The organism is Gordonia sp. C13, assembly GCF_023218005.1.
Taxonomy (GTDB): Bacteria; Actinomycetota; Actinomycetes; order Mycobacteriales; family Mycobacteriaceae; genus Gordonia; species Gordonia namibiensis.
The window spans coordinates 214790-231134 of record NZ_JALPSY010000003.1 but is presented as its reverse complement, the minus strand read 5'-3'; the positions used below and the strand labels follow the sequence as shown (position 1 = coordinate 231134).

General features: G+C 67.4%; 16 protein-coding genes. 5 read left to right on the top strand and 11 right to left on the bottom strand.

Features of this window, described 5'->3' with window-relative positions; translation table 11 throughout:
* Window positions 1–81 precede the first annotated feature (81 nt).
* Complete coding sequence (locus tag M1L58_RS04845; protein WP_248658021.1) at window positions 82–849, top strand: SDR family NAD(P)-dependent oxidoreductase; 768 nt, start codon at window positions 82–84, stop codon at window positions 847–849.
* Here M1L58_RS04845 and M1L58_RS04840 read toward each other — a convergent pair.
* Both M1L58_RS04840 and M1L58_RS04835 read right to left on the bottom strand, forming a co-directional pair.
* Window positions 846–2105 carry a L,D-transpeptidase gene (locus tag M1L58_RS04840; RefSeq protein ID WP_248658059.1) on the bottom strand — a complete coding sequence of 420 codons (1260 nt, stop codon included), beginning with the start codon at window positions 2103–2105 and terminating at the stop codon, window positions 846–848. The genes M1L58_RS04845 and M1L58_RS04840 overlap by 4 nt on opposite strands.
* 50 nt (window positions 2106–2155) lie before the next feature.
* Entirely contained in the window at window positions 2156–2743 is a 588-nt protein-coding gene (locus tag M1L58_RS04835; protein WP_154884542.1) for a helix-turn-helix domain-containing protein, read from the bottom strand.
* Window positions 2744–2791: 48 nt separating this feature from the next.
* On the opposite strand from M1L58_RS04835, the gene M1L58_RS04830 reads away from it, so the two are divergent.
* Together M1L58_RS04830 and M1L58_RS04825 are read left to right on the top strand one after the other, a co-directional pair.
* Window positions 2792–3676: a class I SAM-dependent methyltransferase gene (locus tag M1L58_RS04830; RefSeq protein WP_248658020.1), complete on the top strand. Its 885-nt coding sequence runs from the start codon at window positions 2792–2794 to the stop codon at window positions 3674–3676.
* Window positions 3673–4656 (top strand): NAD(P)/FAD-dependent oxidoreductase, encoded by a 984-nt coding sequence (locus M1L58_RS04825; protein WP_248658019.1) that lies wholly within the window; start codon window positions 3673–3675, stop codon window positions 4654–4656. The genes M1L58_RS04830 and M1L58_RS04825 overlap by 4 nt, the downstream gene beginning before the upstream one ends.
* A 1-nt stretch (window position 4657) precedes the next feature.
* On the opposite strand, the gene deoC is transcribed toward M1L58_RS04825, so the two are convergent.
* Window positions 4658–5335, bottom strand: a complete 678-nt coding sequence (gene deoC / locus M1L58_RS04820) for a deoxyribose-phosphate aldolase (protein WP_248658018.1) — start codon at window positions 5333–5335, stop codon at window positions 4658–4660.
* Between the two features lie 27 nt (window positions 5336–5362).
* On the opposite strand from deoC, the gene purU reads away from it, so the two are divergent.
* On the top strand, window positions 5363–6256 hold the full coding sequence (gene purU, locus M1L58_RS04815; RefSeq protein ID WP_248658017.1) for a formyltetrahydrofolate deformylase: 894 nt from the start codon (window positions 5363–5365) through the stop codon (window positions 6254–6256).
* Here the strand turns inward: purU and M1L58_RS04810 are convergent.
* The 3 genes from M1L58_RS04810 to M1L58_RS04800 form a co-directional block, all read right to left on the bottom strand.
* A complete protein-coding gene (locus tag M1L58_RS04810) occupies window positions 6253–7245 on the bottom strand; it encodes an alpha/beta hydrolase (RefSeq protein WP_006867240.1) in 993 nt (330 codons plus the stop codon). The two genes, purU and M1L58_RS04810, sit on opposite strands and share 4 nt — an antisense overlap.
* A gap of 768 nt (window positions 7246–8013) precedes the next feature.
* Window positions 8014–9786, bottom strand: a complete 1773-nt coding sequence (locus M1L58_RS04805) for an ABC transporter ATP-binding protein (protein ID WP_248658016.1) — start codon at window positions 9784–9786, stop codon at window positions 8014–8016.
* On the bottom strand, window positions 9779–11542 hold the full coding sequence (locus M1L58_RS04800; protein WP_248658015.1) for an ABC transporter ATP-binding protein: 1764 nt from the start codon (window positions 11540–11542) through the stop codon (window positions 9779–9781). The genes M1L58_RS04805 and M1L58_RS04800 overlap by 8 nt, the downstream gene beginning before the upstream one ends.
* 195 nt (window positions 11543–11737) lie before the next feature.
* Between M1L58_RS04800 and M1L58_RS04795 the strand changes: the two genes are divergently transcribed.
* Window positions 11738–12370, top strand: a complete 633-nt coding sequence (locus M1L58_RS04795; protein ID WP_248658014.1) for a hypothetical protein — start codon at window positions 11738–11740, stop codon at window positions 12368–12370.
* Window positions 12371–12385: 15 nt separating this feature from the next.
* Here the strand turns inward: M1L58_RS04795 and M1L58_RS04790 are convergent, their stop codons facing one another.
* The 5 genes from M1L58_RS04790 to M1L58_RS04770 form a co-directional block, all read right to left on the bottom strand.
* Complete coding sequence (locus M1L58_RS04790) at window positions 12386–13576, bottom strand: hypothetical protein (protein ID WP_248658013.1); 1191 nt, start codon at window positions 13574–13576, stop codon at window positions 12386–12388.
* Entirely contained in the window at window positions 13573–14448 is an 876-nt protein-coding gene (locus M1L58_RS04785) for a carbon-nitrogen hydrolase family protein (protein WP_248658012.1), read from the bottom strand. The genes M1L58_RS04790 and M1L58_RS04785 overlap by 4 nt, the downstream gene beginning before the upstream one ends.
* 51 nt (window positions 14449–14499) lie before the next feature.
* Window positions 14500–15198 (bottom strand): class I SAM-dependent methyltransferase, encoded by a 699-nt coding sequence (locus tag M1L58_RS04780; RefSeq protein WP_248658011.1) that lies wholly within the window; start codon window positions 15196–15198, stop codon window positions 14500–14502.
* Between the two features lie 107 nt (window positions 15199–15305).
* A complete protein-coding gene (locus M1L58_RS04775) occupies window positions 15306–15815 on the bottom strand; it encodes a DUF2505 domain-containing protein (RefSeq protein WP_006867247.1) in 510 nt (169 codons plus the stop codon).
* A 10-nt stretch (window positions 15816–15825) separates the two neighbouring features.
* Window positions 15826–16332, bottom strand: a complete 507-nt coding sequence (locus tag M1L58_RS04770) for a DUF2505 domain-containing protein (protein WP_006867248.1) — start codon at window positions 16330–16332, stop codon at window positions 15826–15828.
* Between the last annotated feature and the right edge of the window lie 13 nt (window positions 16333–16345).

Below are 16345 nucleotides of genomic sequence, written 5' to 3'. Positions count from 1 at the left end.
GAATGTAGCAGTGCGCGAGTGCACGCCGAGGCGCACGGCAGCCTCATGGGCGGGGTGCGGTAGGCGTCGTAAGGTGGGCCCATGAGCCCTGACACCGCCACCGCCCAGACCACCGACCAGCGACCGATCGCCGTCGTCACCGGCGCGAGTTCCGGGATCGGTGCCGCCACTGCTCGTCAACTCGCGAAGCAGGGTTACCACGTGGTGCTCGGCGCACGACGCGTCGATCGCGTCGAGGAGCTCGCCGCCGAGATCGGCGGAACCGGAAAGCAGCTCGACGTCACCGACGAGGACTCGGTCGCCGCGTTCGTCGAGGGCCTCGACCGCGTGAACGTGCTCGTGAACAACGCCGGCGGCGCCAAGGGCCTCGACCCGGTGTCCAACGCGAACTTCGACGACTGGCGCTGGATGTGGGAGACCAACGTCATGGGGAGCCTGCGGATCACCAAGGCCCTCATCCCCGCACTGATCGCATCCGGGGACGGACTGATCGTCGCCATCACCTCCGTCGCCGCACTCGAGGCCTACGACAACGGCGCCGGCTACACCTCGGCCAAGCATGCGCAGGCGATCACCCACCGCACCCTGCGCTACGAACTGCTCGGAGAGCCGGTGCGACTCACCGAGATCTGCCCGGGAATGGTCGAGACCGACTTCTCGCTCGTGCGTTTCGAGGGCGACCAGGAACGCGCCGACGCCGTCTACGAGGGCCTCACCCCGCTGACCGCCGACGACGTCGCCGAGGTCATCGGCTTCGTCGCGTCCCGCCCGCCGCACGTGAACCTCGACCAGCTCGTGCTCAAGCCGCGCGATCAGGCGTCGGCACGACGGAACATCAAGACCGGCTAGCGGGGTGCGGGAACGTTGGAGGTCGGCGCGCCGCTCGGAGTCGCCGGCACCGACGACTCCGTCACCTCGCCTTTGATCGCCGACATGCCCTGCCAGGTCTCCCAGTCGAAGATCCAGTCGTAGATGTCACCGTCGGCCTCCGACAACGGGATTCGCGTACCCGAGACCTCGACCGGGTCGCCGTAGACGGCCACGCGGAAGTAGCGTTCGGCGTCTGCCTCGGACAGATTGATGCAGCCATTGGTGACGTTCGCGGCACCCTGCACGTTGACCGTCTCCGGGTTGGCGTGGATGAACTCGCCGTTGTTGGAGATGCGCACGGCCCAGCGTTCCCGGAGGTTGAAGTAACCGGCGGCCGGGTTGCTCATGAAGAACTCTTCGTACTTCTCGGTGACCACGTGGATACCGGAACGGGTGACGTTGCGGTCGAGGTCGCCGCCGCCGTAGCTGCAGGGCAACGACATCAGTTCGGCGCCGTCGCGCACCACGACGATGCGGTGCGAGGACTCCACGGCCTTCACGACTTGCGCGCGGCCGATCGAGAAGTCGCTCGTCACGTCCGCGGCCCCATAGGCGCCGCCACCGTGGTCGAGGCCGTACAGCTTGGCGTCCATGTGCACCTTGGTGCCGGGAGCCCAGTACTCGCGGGGACGCCAGTGGACGCGTGAGCCGTTGTCCTCGCCGAGCCACGCCCACGATCCCTCGGTCTGCGGCGTGGTCGTGACGGTGAGCGCCCGCTCCACTGCCTCCTTGTCCTCGACGGTCCCGTTGAACTTCAGGATGATCGGCGCGGCGATGCCGACCTCCTGGCCGTCGCCGATGTTGACCACGACGTTCAACTGGCTCGACGGCTCGAGGGTGGTGAAGCTGCCGGTGACCGGCACGGTCTTGCCGTCGGTCCCGAGAGCCGTTCCGCTCCAGGTGTATTCGGTGCCGTACCCCAGCGGCTCGGCGATGGTGTAGCTCGTCCGGTCCTCCGACAGCCGCCCGTTGACCACCCGCCCGCGGGGGTTCGTCAGCTTCACGTCGGGGTTGAGCGTGCCGTCCTCGGCCTGCACCGAGATCTCGGCGATCGGGCTGGGCGCCTCACCGTCGAGCGGAGGGGTGAAGGTCAGTCGGACTTTCGGTTCGTCTGGTTTGCCGCCGCCGCCCGGGCCGGCATCGGAACCCGTACACGCCGCGATCGCGACCCCGAGTACGCCGACCCCGGCCGCGGCGAGCACAGCACGTCGGTTCACCGGGGCCTGAGAAGTCATCACCCGCACAAGCCTACCGATCTGCGGTGATCGTTCACGGAGCTGACGGCTCAGGGTTGCGGATCGTCGCCCACGGTCGCCGCGGACGGCATGTGGGCGCGCTCGCCCGCGTGGTCCATGATCGACAGCACCTCGGCCGGACCGTCGTGAGCGCAGATCGCATGCGGGATCATGGTCGAGAACTCCGCAGCATCCCCCTCCGGGACGAGGATCGCGCGGTCGCCGAGGAGCAGCCGCACCGTGCCGGCGAGCACCGTGAACCACTCGCGCCCAGGGTGAACCCGCAGGTCGCCGAGCGGCTGTTCGCGTTCGAAGCGCATCTTCGCGACCGTCACCCCCTGCGGGCTGTTCTCCCGGGAGAGCAGCCACATCGTCATCCCCTCGGCGGTGTGGGCCTGGGGACGGATCACGACGTCGGTGTCGTCGGCGGCTTCGACGAGCTGATCCAACGTCGTTCCCAACGCCCGCGCGATGGGGACCAACTGGTCCAGCGCGACCCGGCGGTGCCCGGTCTCGATACGGCTCAGCGTCGACGGGGACAGGTAGCACCGCGCGGCCAGCGCATCGAGGGTCCAGCCCTTGGCCAGTCGGAGTCCACGAATGCGTTGCCGAACCACCGCATCGAGTTCTTGCGTCATAGGCAAGATGGTATGCCGATTGAGCATCAGCACGCTACCGTCGATCTCATGACCCGTTCGTACGATCACAATGAGCACCACCACGACCACGTCCACCTTGCTTCGGTGCTCGACCTGGACGCCGAACTCCTCGGCGATTACGTCGACGACGCCGCCGCGGCCATCACCCGCAGCATCGGACGAGCACCGCAGCGGATCGTCGATCTCGGCGCGGGAACCGGCACCGGTACCGAGGCGCTCGCACGCAACTTCGCCGACGCGCAACTCGTCGCGGTGGACAGTTCCGCCGAGATGGCCGCGCTCGTCGAGCGACGGGCGGCCGCGGGCGGTTTCGCCGCACGGGTGGCCACGGTGGTCGCCGACCTCGACGACGGCCTGCCACCGTTGCACTCCCCGGACGTTCTCTGGGCCTCGATGTCGCTGCATCACCTCGCCGACCCCACGGCACTGTTGCGCGCGGCGGCCTCCGTGCTGGCCCCGGGCGGCGTCGTGGCGATCATCGAGTTGGACGGCCTCCCGCGCTTCACGTCCGAGAACTCGGAATTGCGCGGGGTCGAGGACCGCTGCCACGCCGCGGCGGCCACCGCCGGATGGGAAGCGCTCGTAGACTGGACCGACGCGCTCAACCGAGCCGGTCACGACGTACTCGAACGTCGGACCATCCGCGTCGGGCCCGGCGGCCCGAGTCAGGCGGTCGCGCGCTATGCCCGGCACTGGTTCGGTCAGTTCCGGCACCGTCTGGCAGACGTTCTCGACCCCGCCGACCTCTCCGTCCTCGACGAACTGATCGATGAGCGCAGTCCCCGCTCAGTCCACCGACGTACCGACCTGACCTTCACGGCCGGCCGTCACCTCTGGATCACCCGGCCGCGCTCCGCCGGCCTCATGGACGCCCCGTCCGACACCCGACCCCTCGAGAGTGAGCTGTCATGACAGACCCCCGCACCGATCGAAATGACTCCGCGGCCACCGAATACGACGTCGCGATCGTCGGGGGTGGCGCCGGCGGCCTCAGCGCTGCCACGATCCTGGCACGTTCACTGCGCAAGGTCGTCGTCATCGACGCCGGAGTGCCCCGCAACGCCCCGGCCGGGGGCGCCCACAACGTTCTCGGTCAGGACGGGATCTCACCACTCGAATTGCTGGCTCGCGGGCGTGCCGAAGCCATCGGATACGGCGCCGAAATCCGCTCGGGCACCGTCGTCGACGCGCGGCGCGACCCCGACGGCGACCGGTTCACCCTGGACGTCGACTCGGGAGACACGGTGACCGCGCGCCGCGTGATCCTCGCGACCGGCCTCGTCGACGAGCTGCCCGCCATCGACGGGGTAGCCGAGCTCTGGGGGCGCGATGTCCTCCACTGCCCGTACTGCCACGGCTACGAGGTTCGCGGCAAGCGCATCGCCGTGATCGCCACCGCGCCCATGTCGGCCCATCAGGCCCTCATGTTCGGGCAGCTCAGCGATCAGGTCACGGTCATCGCCCATGCTCCCGACGCACTGTCGGAGGACGATCGGTCGCAGCTGGTCGCGTCCGACATCGACATCATCGACCACACCGTCGAACGGGTTCTGGTCCGCGAGGATGCAGACCCCGAACGCCTCGGCGGCGTGCTGCTGTCGGAGGGCACCGTGCTCGATGTCGATGCGGTCGTGGTGTCTCCCCGGTTCGTGGTGCGCGGCGAGCTGTTCGAGCGTCTCGGCGGGACCCTCACCGACGGGCCCGCGGGCGGGCTCGTGGAGACGGGGCCCATGGGTGAGACCGAGGTTCCGGGTGTGTGGGCGGTGGGTAACACCACCACCATCCACGCGATGGTGACGGTCGCGATGGGCGAGGGCGTCTCCGCCGGCGCCGCGGCGAACGCAAGCCTGGTGATGGCCGATCTCGAACAGAAACCGGCACCGGTCGGCTGACCTACTCGGGGAAACCGTCCAGCACGGCCGCCGACGACGACAGCCCCAGACGGGTCGCGCCGGCCGCGATGAGCTCGGCGGCGAACTCGGCCGTCCGGATACCACCGCTCGCCTTGACCCCGACGCGGGCGCCGACGGCGGCGCGCATCAGCCGCACCGCCTCGACACTCGCGCCGCCGGCGGGATGGAAACCGGTGGAGGTCTTCACCATTCCCGCGCCGGCCTGCTCGGCACGGCGGCACACCTCGGTGACCGTGTCGGGACCGGCGAGCTGTACGAGCGCCGCGGACTCGATGATCACCTTGAGCAGCGTCGAATCCCCGACGGCCTCACGCACGGTCAGGACGTCGGCGAACACCTCGTCGAACCGACCGTCGACCGCGGCGCCGACGTCGATCACCATGTCGACCTCATTCGCCCCGGAGTCCACCGCAAGCCGGGCTTCGGCGGCCTTGACCAGGGAGTGGTGCTTACCCGATGGGAAGCCGGCGACCACGCAGGTCCGCTGCTCACCGGTGTCGATCGGGAGCATCGACGGCGACAGGCACACCGCGAAAACGCCGAGCCGGGCGGCCTCGGCGACCGCGGCCTCCGCGTCGGCGCGGGTGGCCTCGGGCTTGAGCAGTGTGTGGTCGATGATGGCGGCGACGTCGCTACGCCGCAGGTCCGTGTTCGTCACATCGACGAGCTTGGCACACTGAGGGTCGTGACAAGCGGACAGCTGACCCCCACCGACCAGACCGGGCATCGTTACGTGCTGACGCTCGGCTGCCCCGACCGCACGGGCATCGTCGCCCGCATCTCGACCTTCCTGACCGATGTCGGGGGCTGGATCACCGAGGCCGCGTACCACTCCGACGACGACACCGGCTGGTTCTTCACCCGGCAGGCCATCCGCGCCGACGAGGTCTCGTTCACCGCCGACGAACTCCGCGCGCGGTTCGCCGCCGAGGTCGCCGACGAACTCGGCCCCGAGACCGAGTGGCGCCTCACCGACACCCGTGACACCAAGTCCGTGGTGCTGCTGGTGAGCAAGGAAACCCACTGCCTCATCGACCTTCTGGGTCGTGCGCACCGTGGCGAGCTACCGGCGACGATCCGGGCCGTCGTCGGCAACCACCCCCAACTCGAAGAGCTGGCAACACGTTTCGAGATCCCGTTCCACCACATCCCGTTCGGTGAGCGCAAGGCCGAGGCCTTCGCCGAACTCGCCCGGATCGTCGACGGCTACCAGCCCGATGCCGTGGTCCTCGCACGGTTCATGCAGATCCTGCCGCCGAAACTGTGCGAAGCCTGGGCCGGCCGCGCGATCAACATCCACCACAGCTTCCTGCCGAGCTTCATCGGTGCCCGCCCGTACCACCAGGCCTTCGCCCGGGGCGTCAAGCTGATCGGCGCGACGTGCCACTACGTCACCGCCGATCTCGACGCCGGACCGATCATCGAACAGGACGTGATCCGGGTCGATCACAGCGACTCGGTGACCGACATGGTGCGTCAGGGGCGCGACATCGAGACGCTGGTCCTGTCGCGCGGACTGCGCTGGCACCTCGAGGACCGCGTCCTCGTGCACGGCCGGAAGACCGTGATCTTCAACTAGTTCAGCGCGCGCTCGTAGAACGACCACGAGCGGTGCAGCTGGTCTTCCCAGTAACCCCAGGAATGGGTGCCGGTGGCCGGCAGATCGACCGTCGCCGGGATGTTCAACTGCCGCAGCCGGTTCACCAGCTGGAGGGTGCAGGTCATGGTGCTGCCCTCGATGATGCCGCCGACCACGATCTGATCGGCGAGCTTGTCGACCTTCTTGACGTACGCGGGGTTGTCGTACTCCCCGGGCAGACCGGTTGCGTTGGAGATGTACAGCTTGGTGCCACGGAGCTTGTGGGCGTTGATCACCGGATCGTGCTTGCGCCATCCGGGCCCGTTGTACGGCCCCCACATGTTCCTGGCGTCGCCGCCGCCGCGCGCCTCGACCACCAGCCGGATGTTGTTCTGCCCGAACGGGTCGGCGGTCGTCGGGCACCCGCTGTAGGCACCGACGGCCTTGTACAGGCCGGGATGTTCGATCGCGAGGTTGAGCACCGAGGTTCCCGACGAGGAGATACCACCGATCGCGTTGCGCCCGGAGGTGTTGAAGTTGGCGTCGAAGACCGGCGGCAATTCCTTGCCGAGGAAGGTCGACCACTTGAAGAGACCGAGCTCGGGATCGGGCTTCTCCCAGTCGGTGTAGTAGCTGAACCGGCCCTGGTTCGGGATGACCACGTAGAGGTTCTTGTTCTTGGTGAACTCGACGATGTCGGTCTTAGCGAGCCAGTTCGCGCCGTCCTCACCGCCACCCGCACCGTTGAGGAGATAGAGGACACCGCGCGGCTTGGACTCGTCGGCCGGCTTGATCACCGTCAGCGGGATGTCTCTTTTCATCGCATCCGAGTGCACGACGATGTCGGTGACCCGCTCGGTGGGCGAACCCGCACTCACGAGACTCGGTGCCGCCGCTGCAACGCCTGTCGTACCGGTGGCCGACATCGTGAGCCCGATGCCCAGAGCGACCGCGATCGCGGCGCCGCACCTGCGCAGACGCTGGTTCATACATTCCTCCTCGTCGAGTCCCGCTTGGCCCCGGGCGGGCGTGGTTCTGTCAGATGGACCGTATCGTGTCGAGCCAACGGGCGGACCCGCACGGCGGATCATTCACCTGCCCGGACTCCCGAACGGCGCCGATCCTGCCGGCGCCACCGCCCCGTCAACGCGAATCGCCTCACAGCCGGGGCCGTGAGGCGATTCGAGAAGACCGTCGAACTACGACTCGGAGGAACCCTCGATCGAGCCGGTGAACACGCCGAGGATCGCCTCGGTGATCGCGTCGGTGACGGCACCTTCGATTGCATCGCCAATTCCAAAGCTCATGGGGGAACTCCTTCGTTCATGGGGGAAAGTGTCGATTCGAGCGCCTGCTCCCACCAGTGCGGCGACTCGCGACAGAGATTACATATCCGTCTCGACAATGTCTCCATTATTTCCGAGGACTTGTCACGAATATTCCTTTCTGCCATCAGCCGATGTCACAAAAGTCCAGCTCAAACGCCTGCGTTAATACGAACAATGGAATCTAGTGGGACGATCGTCCATTAAATCCCGGAACAGAATCAGCATTAGCAACGTCGATGCAACGTTTCGGTGGCGTATCGACCAAAATGTGCCCCAACCTCCGTTACCGTAACTTTCCGCTCGGTAAGTTCCGATTCCACCCATTCCGACGAGTAGGTCAAGCGTTTGTTCAAACGAGACGAATTCGGCAATTCGTTTCAGAAAAGCGATCATTACGCACGCAAAAGGTCCCTGACCTGTGGTGATTGTTCAGGCACGCGATGCCGAATCGACGCCGCAGCGCCGCGCATAGACCCCGCCCGCACCGATCAGGTCATGGTGCGTTCCCGATTCGACGATCGTCCCCTCCTCGAGGACGACGATCTGGTCCGCGAGCGCGGCCGTCGCCATCCGGTGGGTGATCAGCAGGGTCGTCGTATCGGCACGCAGACGTTGCAGCGCCCGCTGCACGAGCAACTCGGTGCGGGGATCTGCGGCGCTGGTCGCCTCATCGAGGATGAGGATGCGGGGCGAGGCCGCGATGGCCCGGGCGACGGTGACGAGCTGCTTCTCGCCAGCGCTGAGGTTCTCCGATCCCTGCCCGATGACGGTGTTGAGGCCCTGTGGCAGCGTCGCGACGATCTGGTAGAGGTGACCGTCGTGGACCGCACGGTCCACCGCGTCGTCGTCGGACATCCCGTAGGCGATGTTCTCGCGCACGGTCCCGGTGAACAGCCACGGCTCCTGGGTCACGACCGCCATGCCCTCGCGCACCCGGTGCGGTCCGAGGTCGAGCGTGTCGTCACCGTCGATGGTGATCGAACCGCCGGTCGGACGGTAGAAGCCCTGCAGCAGGCTGGTGATGGTCGTCTTGCCCGCCCCGGTCGAGCCGACGATCGCCGTCGTCGTCCCCGGTTCCATCCGAAAACTCACCGAGCCGAGCACCGGCGTGCTTTCGTCGTAGGCGAAGGAGACGTCGTCGAAGACGATCTCCGGCGGTCGACGGTGACGCCCGGCCCGGTCCGGTTCCACGTCGCCGGTCTCCGACGCACCGTCCTCCGGCTCGTCGAGCACCTCGCGCACCTTCTCCGCCGAGACCGTGCCCGACTGCACCTTGGTGACGAATCCGGTCAGTTCACGCACGGCCGACGACAACTGCTGCGCGAAAATCACCGCCACCTGCGCGGCGCCGAGACTCAGGGTGCCGTCGACGACCATGATCCCGCCGAGGACCGCCAGGATCAGGAACACCACGGCGTTGATCGCGGTCAGGGTCGGTCCGAGGGTGCCGGCGGCCCACTGAGCAGAGCGTGTCGACCCGAACAGCTTCTCATTGAGGGCATCGAAGCGGCGGCGGGCCAAAGGTTCAGCGTTGTACGCCTGCAGCATGCGCCGCGTGCTCAACTCCTCCTCGATGTGGCCGGTGAGCGCCGCCGTGGTGGTCCACCTGGTCTCCAGGAATGGTCGTGCCCGACGCGCGATGACGATCGACACCGCGGCCGACACCGGCGCCGCGACGAGCGCGATGACCGCCAGCAGCGGCGAGACGACGAACAGCACGACGGTGACCACGAGAAGGGTCAGCACATTGGTCGGGACGGTGACCAGCACGGGAGCGATCACCGTGGCGGCGTTGTCGGTGTGCGCGGTGAGCTTGCTGACGAGCACACCGCGGTTGTTCGATTCGAAGTAGCGCAGCGGGAGCCGATGGATCTTGTCCTCGATGCGTGCACGCAGTCCGGCCACGGATCGCTGCACCGCGATGGTCAGCATCTGACCTTGCGCGAACGTGAGGCCGGCGACGACCACATAGATGGCCGCCTGCACGCCGAGCACCGTCCAGAGTCGTCGCCAGTCCATGCCGTCGGCGCCGGTGGTCCCGTCGACGATCACGTTCGTGACCACACCGAACAGGATCGGTCCGACGACCGCGCCCAGGGACGCCACGATCGCGCACAGCGAGATCGTCACGGCGCGTCCCCGACCCAGGTGGAGCTGACGCAGCAGCCACCGAAGCGAGCCGTCTCGCCGGACGTCAGACATTGGTCACCGCCTGTGCGTAGGCGATCTCGCGGTAGATCTCGCTCTCGACACGGAGGGTCTCGTCGGTGCCGACGGCAACGAGACGGCCGTCCTCGAGCACGCCGATGGTGTCGGCGTGCCGGACCGCCGAGACCCGCTGGGCCGCGATCAGCACCGTCGCCTCCGGGTGTGCGCGCCGCAGGTTAGCGATGACCTGCTGCTCGGTGTCGACGTCGAGAGCGCTGAAGGGATCGTCGAGCACGTACAGGGCGGGGCGTCGGAGGATTGCGCGCGCCAGTGCCAGACGCTGTCGTTGGCCCCCGGAGAAGTTCCGTCCCTCTTGCGCGACGCGCGCCCCGAGGCCGTCGGGCCGCGCCTCGACGAATTCCCGTGCCACGGCCACCTCCAGCGCTTCCCACAGTTGACCGTCGGTGGCGTCGGGTCGACCGATCCGCAGGTTGTCGGCGATCGTTCCGGTTACCAGGGCAGCACCCTGCCCGACGAACGCGGTCCGCGCGCGTACCCACGCCGGTGACAGCCCGGTCACGTCCGCGCCATCCCACCGGACGACGCCCGAGTCGGGGTCGGCGAACCGCAGCGGCAAGGACAGCAACGTCGATTTCCCGCTGCCGGTTCCGCCGAGGAACCCGGTGACCGTTCCGGGGGCACACGTCAGCGAGACGGCGTCGACAGCGGGGGCATCAGCGCCGGGAAAGCCGACGGAGACGGAGTCGAAGACCACCGCAGGTGCAGTCGACACCACCCCGGCCTCGGCCTCACCTGGTTCGAGGACCTCGGTGTCGAGGACCTCGACGATGCGGCCCGCGCTGGTGACCGCGCGCGGGATGACGCCGGCGATCACGGTCAGCAACGACACGGCGAGCAGAATCTGGCTGAGGTATCCGACCGCGGCCGCGATCTGGCCGATCTGCATCTGGCCGCGGTCGACGAAGATCGCGCCCAGTGCGGCCACCGCGACCCCGGCGAGATTGGACACCACCGTGACGGTCGGGAGCAGCAGTACCTGAGTTCGTCCCAGCCTCAATGCGACGTCAGTGAGTTCGTCGTTCTCCACCGAGAATCGCGCGCGCTCGCGGGTCTCCTGCCGGAACGTCCTGATCACCGCTATCCCGCCCAGCTGTTCGCGCAGCACGCGGTTGATGACGTCGACTCGACGCTGCAGGCGTGCCGCCCACGGGACGATGCGGCGCACAAGCACCCCGACCAGCGCGACGAGGATCAGCCCGGCCACCAAGATCACCGGGGCCATCTGCCACGCCTGCGACAGGGAGAGCACCAACGCACCGAAGAGCATGAGCGGCGCGGTCACGACGATCGTGAGGAAGATGAACAGGAAGCCCTGGATCTGTCCCACGTCGCCGGTGGATCTGGTCAAGAGGCTGGACAAGCCCAACCGCGCGACCTGATGGTCGGAAAACGAGCCGATCCGGCGGTTGACCCGGCAGCGCAGATCTCGTGCAGACCTCGCCGACAGGTGGGAGGCAAGGTAGGTGGCACCGAGCGAGACCGCGAGGTTGACCACGGCCACCGCGACCATCAACACACCCACGACTTTGATGGTCCCCACGTCCCCGCGCAGGGTTCCGTCGTCGATGATCGCAGCGTTCAGCGCCGGCTGGGCCAACGACGTGAACACGCTGGCGAGTTGGAAGACGACGAATCCCGCGACCACCCACGGTGACGCCTTCAGCGCGGTGCCGACGAGACCGACGAGCGCTCGCACCTGACCCCTTTTCAACGACGGTGCGACGGGCATCGGGCGAGACCAACTCCGGACTTCGACGGGAACAGGAAGAAATCGGCGTCGGATATGGTCGCCGATCCATTGCTGCCTCACATACCGGAAAGGTTCGCCAGGCGGTTGTGAAGTCTACATATCGTCGTCTCGCCCACCGACCGAACGCGGCGGAAGAACACCGCACCGGTTTCGCCGGTGTGCTGATATGTAGCGGTGACGCAAGGCATCCAGGCATCCCGGAACGGCTCTCGCCCGCTGACGGAGTCCGATCGGGAAAGTGCACTCGACCTGCTCGAGAAAGGTCTGCGCGAAACCCCGATGTATCAATGGTTACTCGGTGACGACGCACCGACCGAGGCCTATCGGTGGTACGGCGAAGTCCTCGTCGCCGAGAACTTCCACGGACTCCGAGGTGTATTCGACGAGACCGGCACTCTGATCGCCCTGATCGCTCTCGCCTATCCGACCCGCCCGGCCGGAGGTGTCGACGACGAACTCATGGCACGAATTCGTCATTTCGTCAGAGCACTCGACGGGTTCGCCGAGCGATTCACCGAATTGCGCCGGACTCAGAAAGACGCCGTGACCGACAATCGCGCGGTCGAGATCCTCTTCGCGCTCGTGCATCCCGATCACCGACGCGGCGGCACCCTGGCCTGCCTCATCGACGAGGTCGTCGAGATGGGGCGCCGGGACGATCTACCGGTGGTCGCCGGGACCGCCGACGCCACCATGTCGAAGGTCTACGTCCGCAGGTGGGACGCACCGATTCGCGGCGAATTCACACTCACCGGCGGGCCGACGGTCTGGATTCACCGCATCGCCCCGCCGGGAGAACGCCGATAGTCGAACGGACGCCGATCAGACCGAGCAGCCCGATTGCTGGTCGTTGCCGGTCATCTCGTTGGTCAGCTGGACATCCGAGCCGCTGATCGCGAACTCCAGACCCGTGTCGGTGACCCGGAGCTGATCGACCTGGACCTCGTCGAAGAACGGTCCGAGTGCCGACATGGTGACCTGGTCGACGATCTGCTGTGCGAAGTCCGGCGGGATGCCGAACACCAGCGCGCTGGCCTTGACGACCTCGAACTCGACCCGGCCGCCCTTGAGAACGGGCTTGATCGTCGCCGAGACCGGGACAGAGAAGAACATGACCGGGAAACCGGCCTGGACCTCGAAGGTGCCGTCGGCCGCGTTGCCGGTGATCTCCTCGACCGAACCGACCGGGCTCGCGCCGTTGCCGGTGCTCTGGCCGCCGGCCCCGGTGGGAGCGCCCTCCTTGCTGAGTTCGACGATCCGCTCGAAGGGGATGAAGCCGTCGCCCCTGAGGCTGCGGATGTCAGTGGTGCTGCTGTCACCGGAGATGCCGTCGGCGCGCATGTGGAGTCGCACTCCCTGCGGATCGGAGCCGTCCTTGGTGTCGACCTGGACGTACGGGACGTCGCCACTGCCCTGCAGGATGATCGGTTTGCGGCTCAGCGACACCGAGGTGGGTACGCCGGTGAGACCGCTGAACGACTCCTCGAGGCAGTTCGTCACCTTGTTGCGGAGGTAGAGCTCGCTGCCGACCGCACCGATGACCACCAGTAGGAGCACGGCGATGGTGCTGAGCGCCACGATCTTCTTGGTGCTGCGTCGCTTTCGCGGCGACGTCAGCACCGGACCGCTGCCCGGCGTCTGAAGGGGTTCGCTCGAGTCGTCGCCGTAGGGCGTCTCCCCCGGCGCGAACTGCGCGGTGCCCGGCTGCCCGAGCCCACCGCTCAGGTCAGTGGTGTCGGCCTCCGAGGGCGGCACGCTCGAATACGCCTGTGCCCCGGGCGCGATCGGGGTCGTCGGGAACTGTTCGGTCTCCCCCGACTCGGGAACGCCCGTCTCCGGCACACCTGTACCCACCCCGGCGGGGTCGGCGTCCTCAACCGGGCGCCAGTCGTCGCCGGCCGGTTCGGTGGCTCCGGTGTTGTCGGTGGACTCTGGGGGTCCTGCGGTTCCGGTGGGATCGTGCGACTCGCCCTGGTCGCGGGGGTCATCACCGGGAGTCTTGTTGTCGCTCATGGATTCCGTCCTCGGTCGTCGGACTCTCGAAGCCGTTCGCCGGTGGGTGCGACCTTGCTGGGCACCGCACCGCCGGCAGGCAGCTCTCGCTCGTTGGCGAGGACCGCCAGTTGTTTACGAGCCTTCTCGACCAGGTCCAGGTCGAGGTCGTGGACATCGACACCGACCGTCTCCGGGTACGCGGCGACCACGGTACCGAAGGGGTCTGTGATTTGGCTGTGTCCGATCCCGGTGGGCGCACCCGAGGCGGCGACCGCCTCGTCCGGAGGAAGTGCCTGCCCCACGGCGACGACGAACGTCGTCGAATCCAGGGCCCTGGCCGTCGCCAGCACCTGCCACTGATGGATCTTGCCGGGGCCGGCGCCCCAGGACGTCGGCACGACGACGATCTGCGCACCGCGTCGTGCCAGATTCGTGAACAGGGCAGGAAACCTGATGTCGTAGCAGGTGGCCACCCCCACGGTGACGCCGTCGACCTCGAAGGTCAACGGTTCGGAACCGGCCGCGACGGTCTTGGACTCCCGGAACCCGAAGGCGTCGTACAGGTGCAGCTTGTCGTAACCCTGCCGCGACCCGTCAGGGTGAGCGACGAGCACCGTGTTGAATACGCGCCCGTCGTCCGACGGGGTGAACATCCCGGCCACGACGGTCACACCCGCCGACGCCGCGACCTCCGACACAGCACTCGCCCACGGCCCGTCGAGATCCTCCGCCACCGGCTTCAGCGGAACGCCGAAGCGGCACATGGTCGCCTCCGGGAACACGACCAGGCGTGCCCCGCGCGACGCGGCGTCCTGCGTCGCCGCACGTAGGGTCTCCAGGTTCTCGCCCGGATCGTCGGTCGAGCTGATCTGAGCCATCGCCACACGCATAGCCGCCACAGTAGTGCCCGACACCGGCGATACCGCCGACTTCCTCCGCGGTTACTCCGACGGGGCGACGGCCTCCCACGGGACGGTCAGCACGTTGTCCGACGTCCGACGGCGGGTGACGACGCAGTCGACGCCACGCTCGCGCAGCAGGTCCAGTGCACGACGCCAGCGGACACGCGGCCCGTACGGCGCCAGCGGGGCGGCGATGTCCCAGCACTGGTCTGCGAGGACGAGCAGGTCGTGGATCTTCTCACCGGGCACGTTGCGGTGGATGAGCGCCTTGGGCAGACGCTCGGCGAGATCGGAGGGACGTTCGGAATGCTCCGGCGCCCAGCAGAGCGTCAGGCTGACCGGCCCCGCATCGTCGAGCAGCACCCACGTACAGCGCCGCCCGATCTCGTCGCAGGTGCCCTCGACGATCACCCCGCCCGGCGACAGGGCCGCACGCAGCCGCGACCATGCGGCGTCGACCTCGGTCTCGTCGTACTGGCGTAGGACGTTGAAGGCGCGCACCACCCGGGGACGCAGACCCGCCATCTCGAAGCCGCCGACCGCGAACCGGACACCGTCGCGCGGGTCGACGACGCGTGCCGGGTCGATCTCGAGTCCGACCATCTCCAGGTCGGGGGCGACGCGGCGGAGCCGGCCGGCCATCTCGACGGTGGTATCGGGGCGTGCGCCGTAACCGAGGTCGACAACCAGCGGGTGCGCGACGTCGAGCGCGGCGATCACAGCCGGTTCATGCGCCATCCATCGATCCACCCGGCGCAAGCGGTTGATGTTGGTCGTCCCGCGCGTCACCCGGCCGATCGGGCTGTTCGACAGTCGTCGCCCGGACTGCTGCCCGGGGCTTCGACTCACAAGTTCTTGTCGATCCAGTCCTTGGCGTACTCGGCCTCGGCTCGGAACAGATCGACCAGGTTGATGAGGATCATCTGCTCGAGCTTGCCGTTGACGAACGGGACGAAGACCTTCGCCTCACTGGTCCGGCGGATCGTGCAGCCGTCGTCGGTGGGAAACAGTTCCTGCCAGCCGTTGAGGCTGCCCGGACCCGCGGGGATCGACGCGTTGTAGGTGCCCTTGGTGTTGTCCGGGTCGAACGGACCGAGGGTCTCCTCACGCGTGATGACCATGTCCTTCATCATCACCGTCTGCGCGAGCGGAGGCAGCTGGTCGCGACCGATCGTCTGCTTGAGAACGACCTTGATCCCGGTCTCGTCAGAGGTGAAGGAGGCGACCTCGCAGTGTGGCGAGATCATCTGGAATCCCGCCATCATGTCGTCCCAGTACTGCTTGATGCTCTGCGCTTGGTAGAGCTTCTCCGCGGGGTGGGTGTAGCGAGCGGAGTAGCTGAGCCGTCGTGCCATGACGACCAGGCTACGTCAGCGGATTTTCCGACTCCCAATCGACGGTGTGCCCACGCTCGTGATCGAGCAGGCCGGCCAGCTCGCTGACCACGGCCTTCTCGATCTTCCCGCCGAACATCGGCAGGTTCACCGACACCTCGGCGGAGCAGTCGCTCGCGGCCGGATCACCGGCGGTGGTGATGGTCCCGTTCACGTTCACCGGCACCGGGGCACCCTCGACCGTGGCGTGGATCTCGCCCTCGATCCGGCCCCCGACCAGCCGATATGTGTTCTTCCGCGGAATCCGCAGATCGCCAGGCATGATCTTGGTGACCGCCGACGGGAGCTTCTCCGCGGGGATGCCCTGATTCATCTCGACGGTCACGGTGTCGCCCGCGATGTCCACCTTCTCGACGTGGCCGTGCCCGGAGTTCATCCGCTCCACCAGATCGTGCCAGTACTGCTCGGTGGTGTAGAGCGCCCAGAGCCGTTCGGTGGAGAACGGATAGGACACCGAGTGCTGCAGCTTGCTCGCCATGAAGAGAACGCTA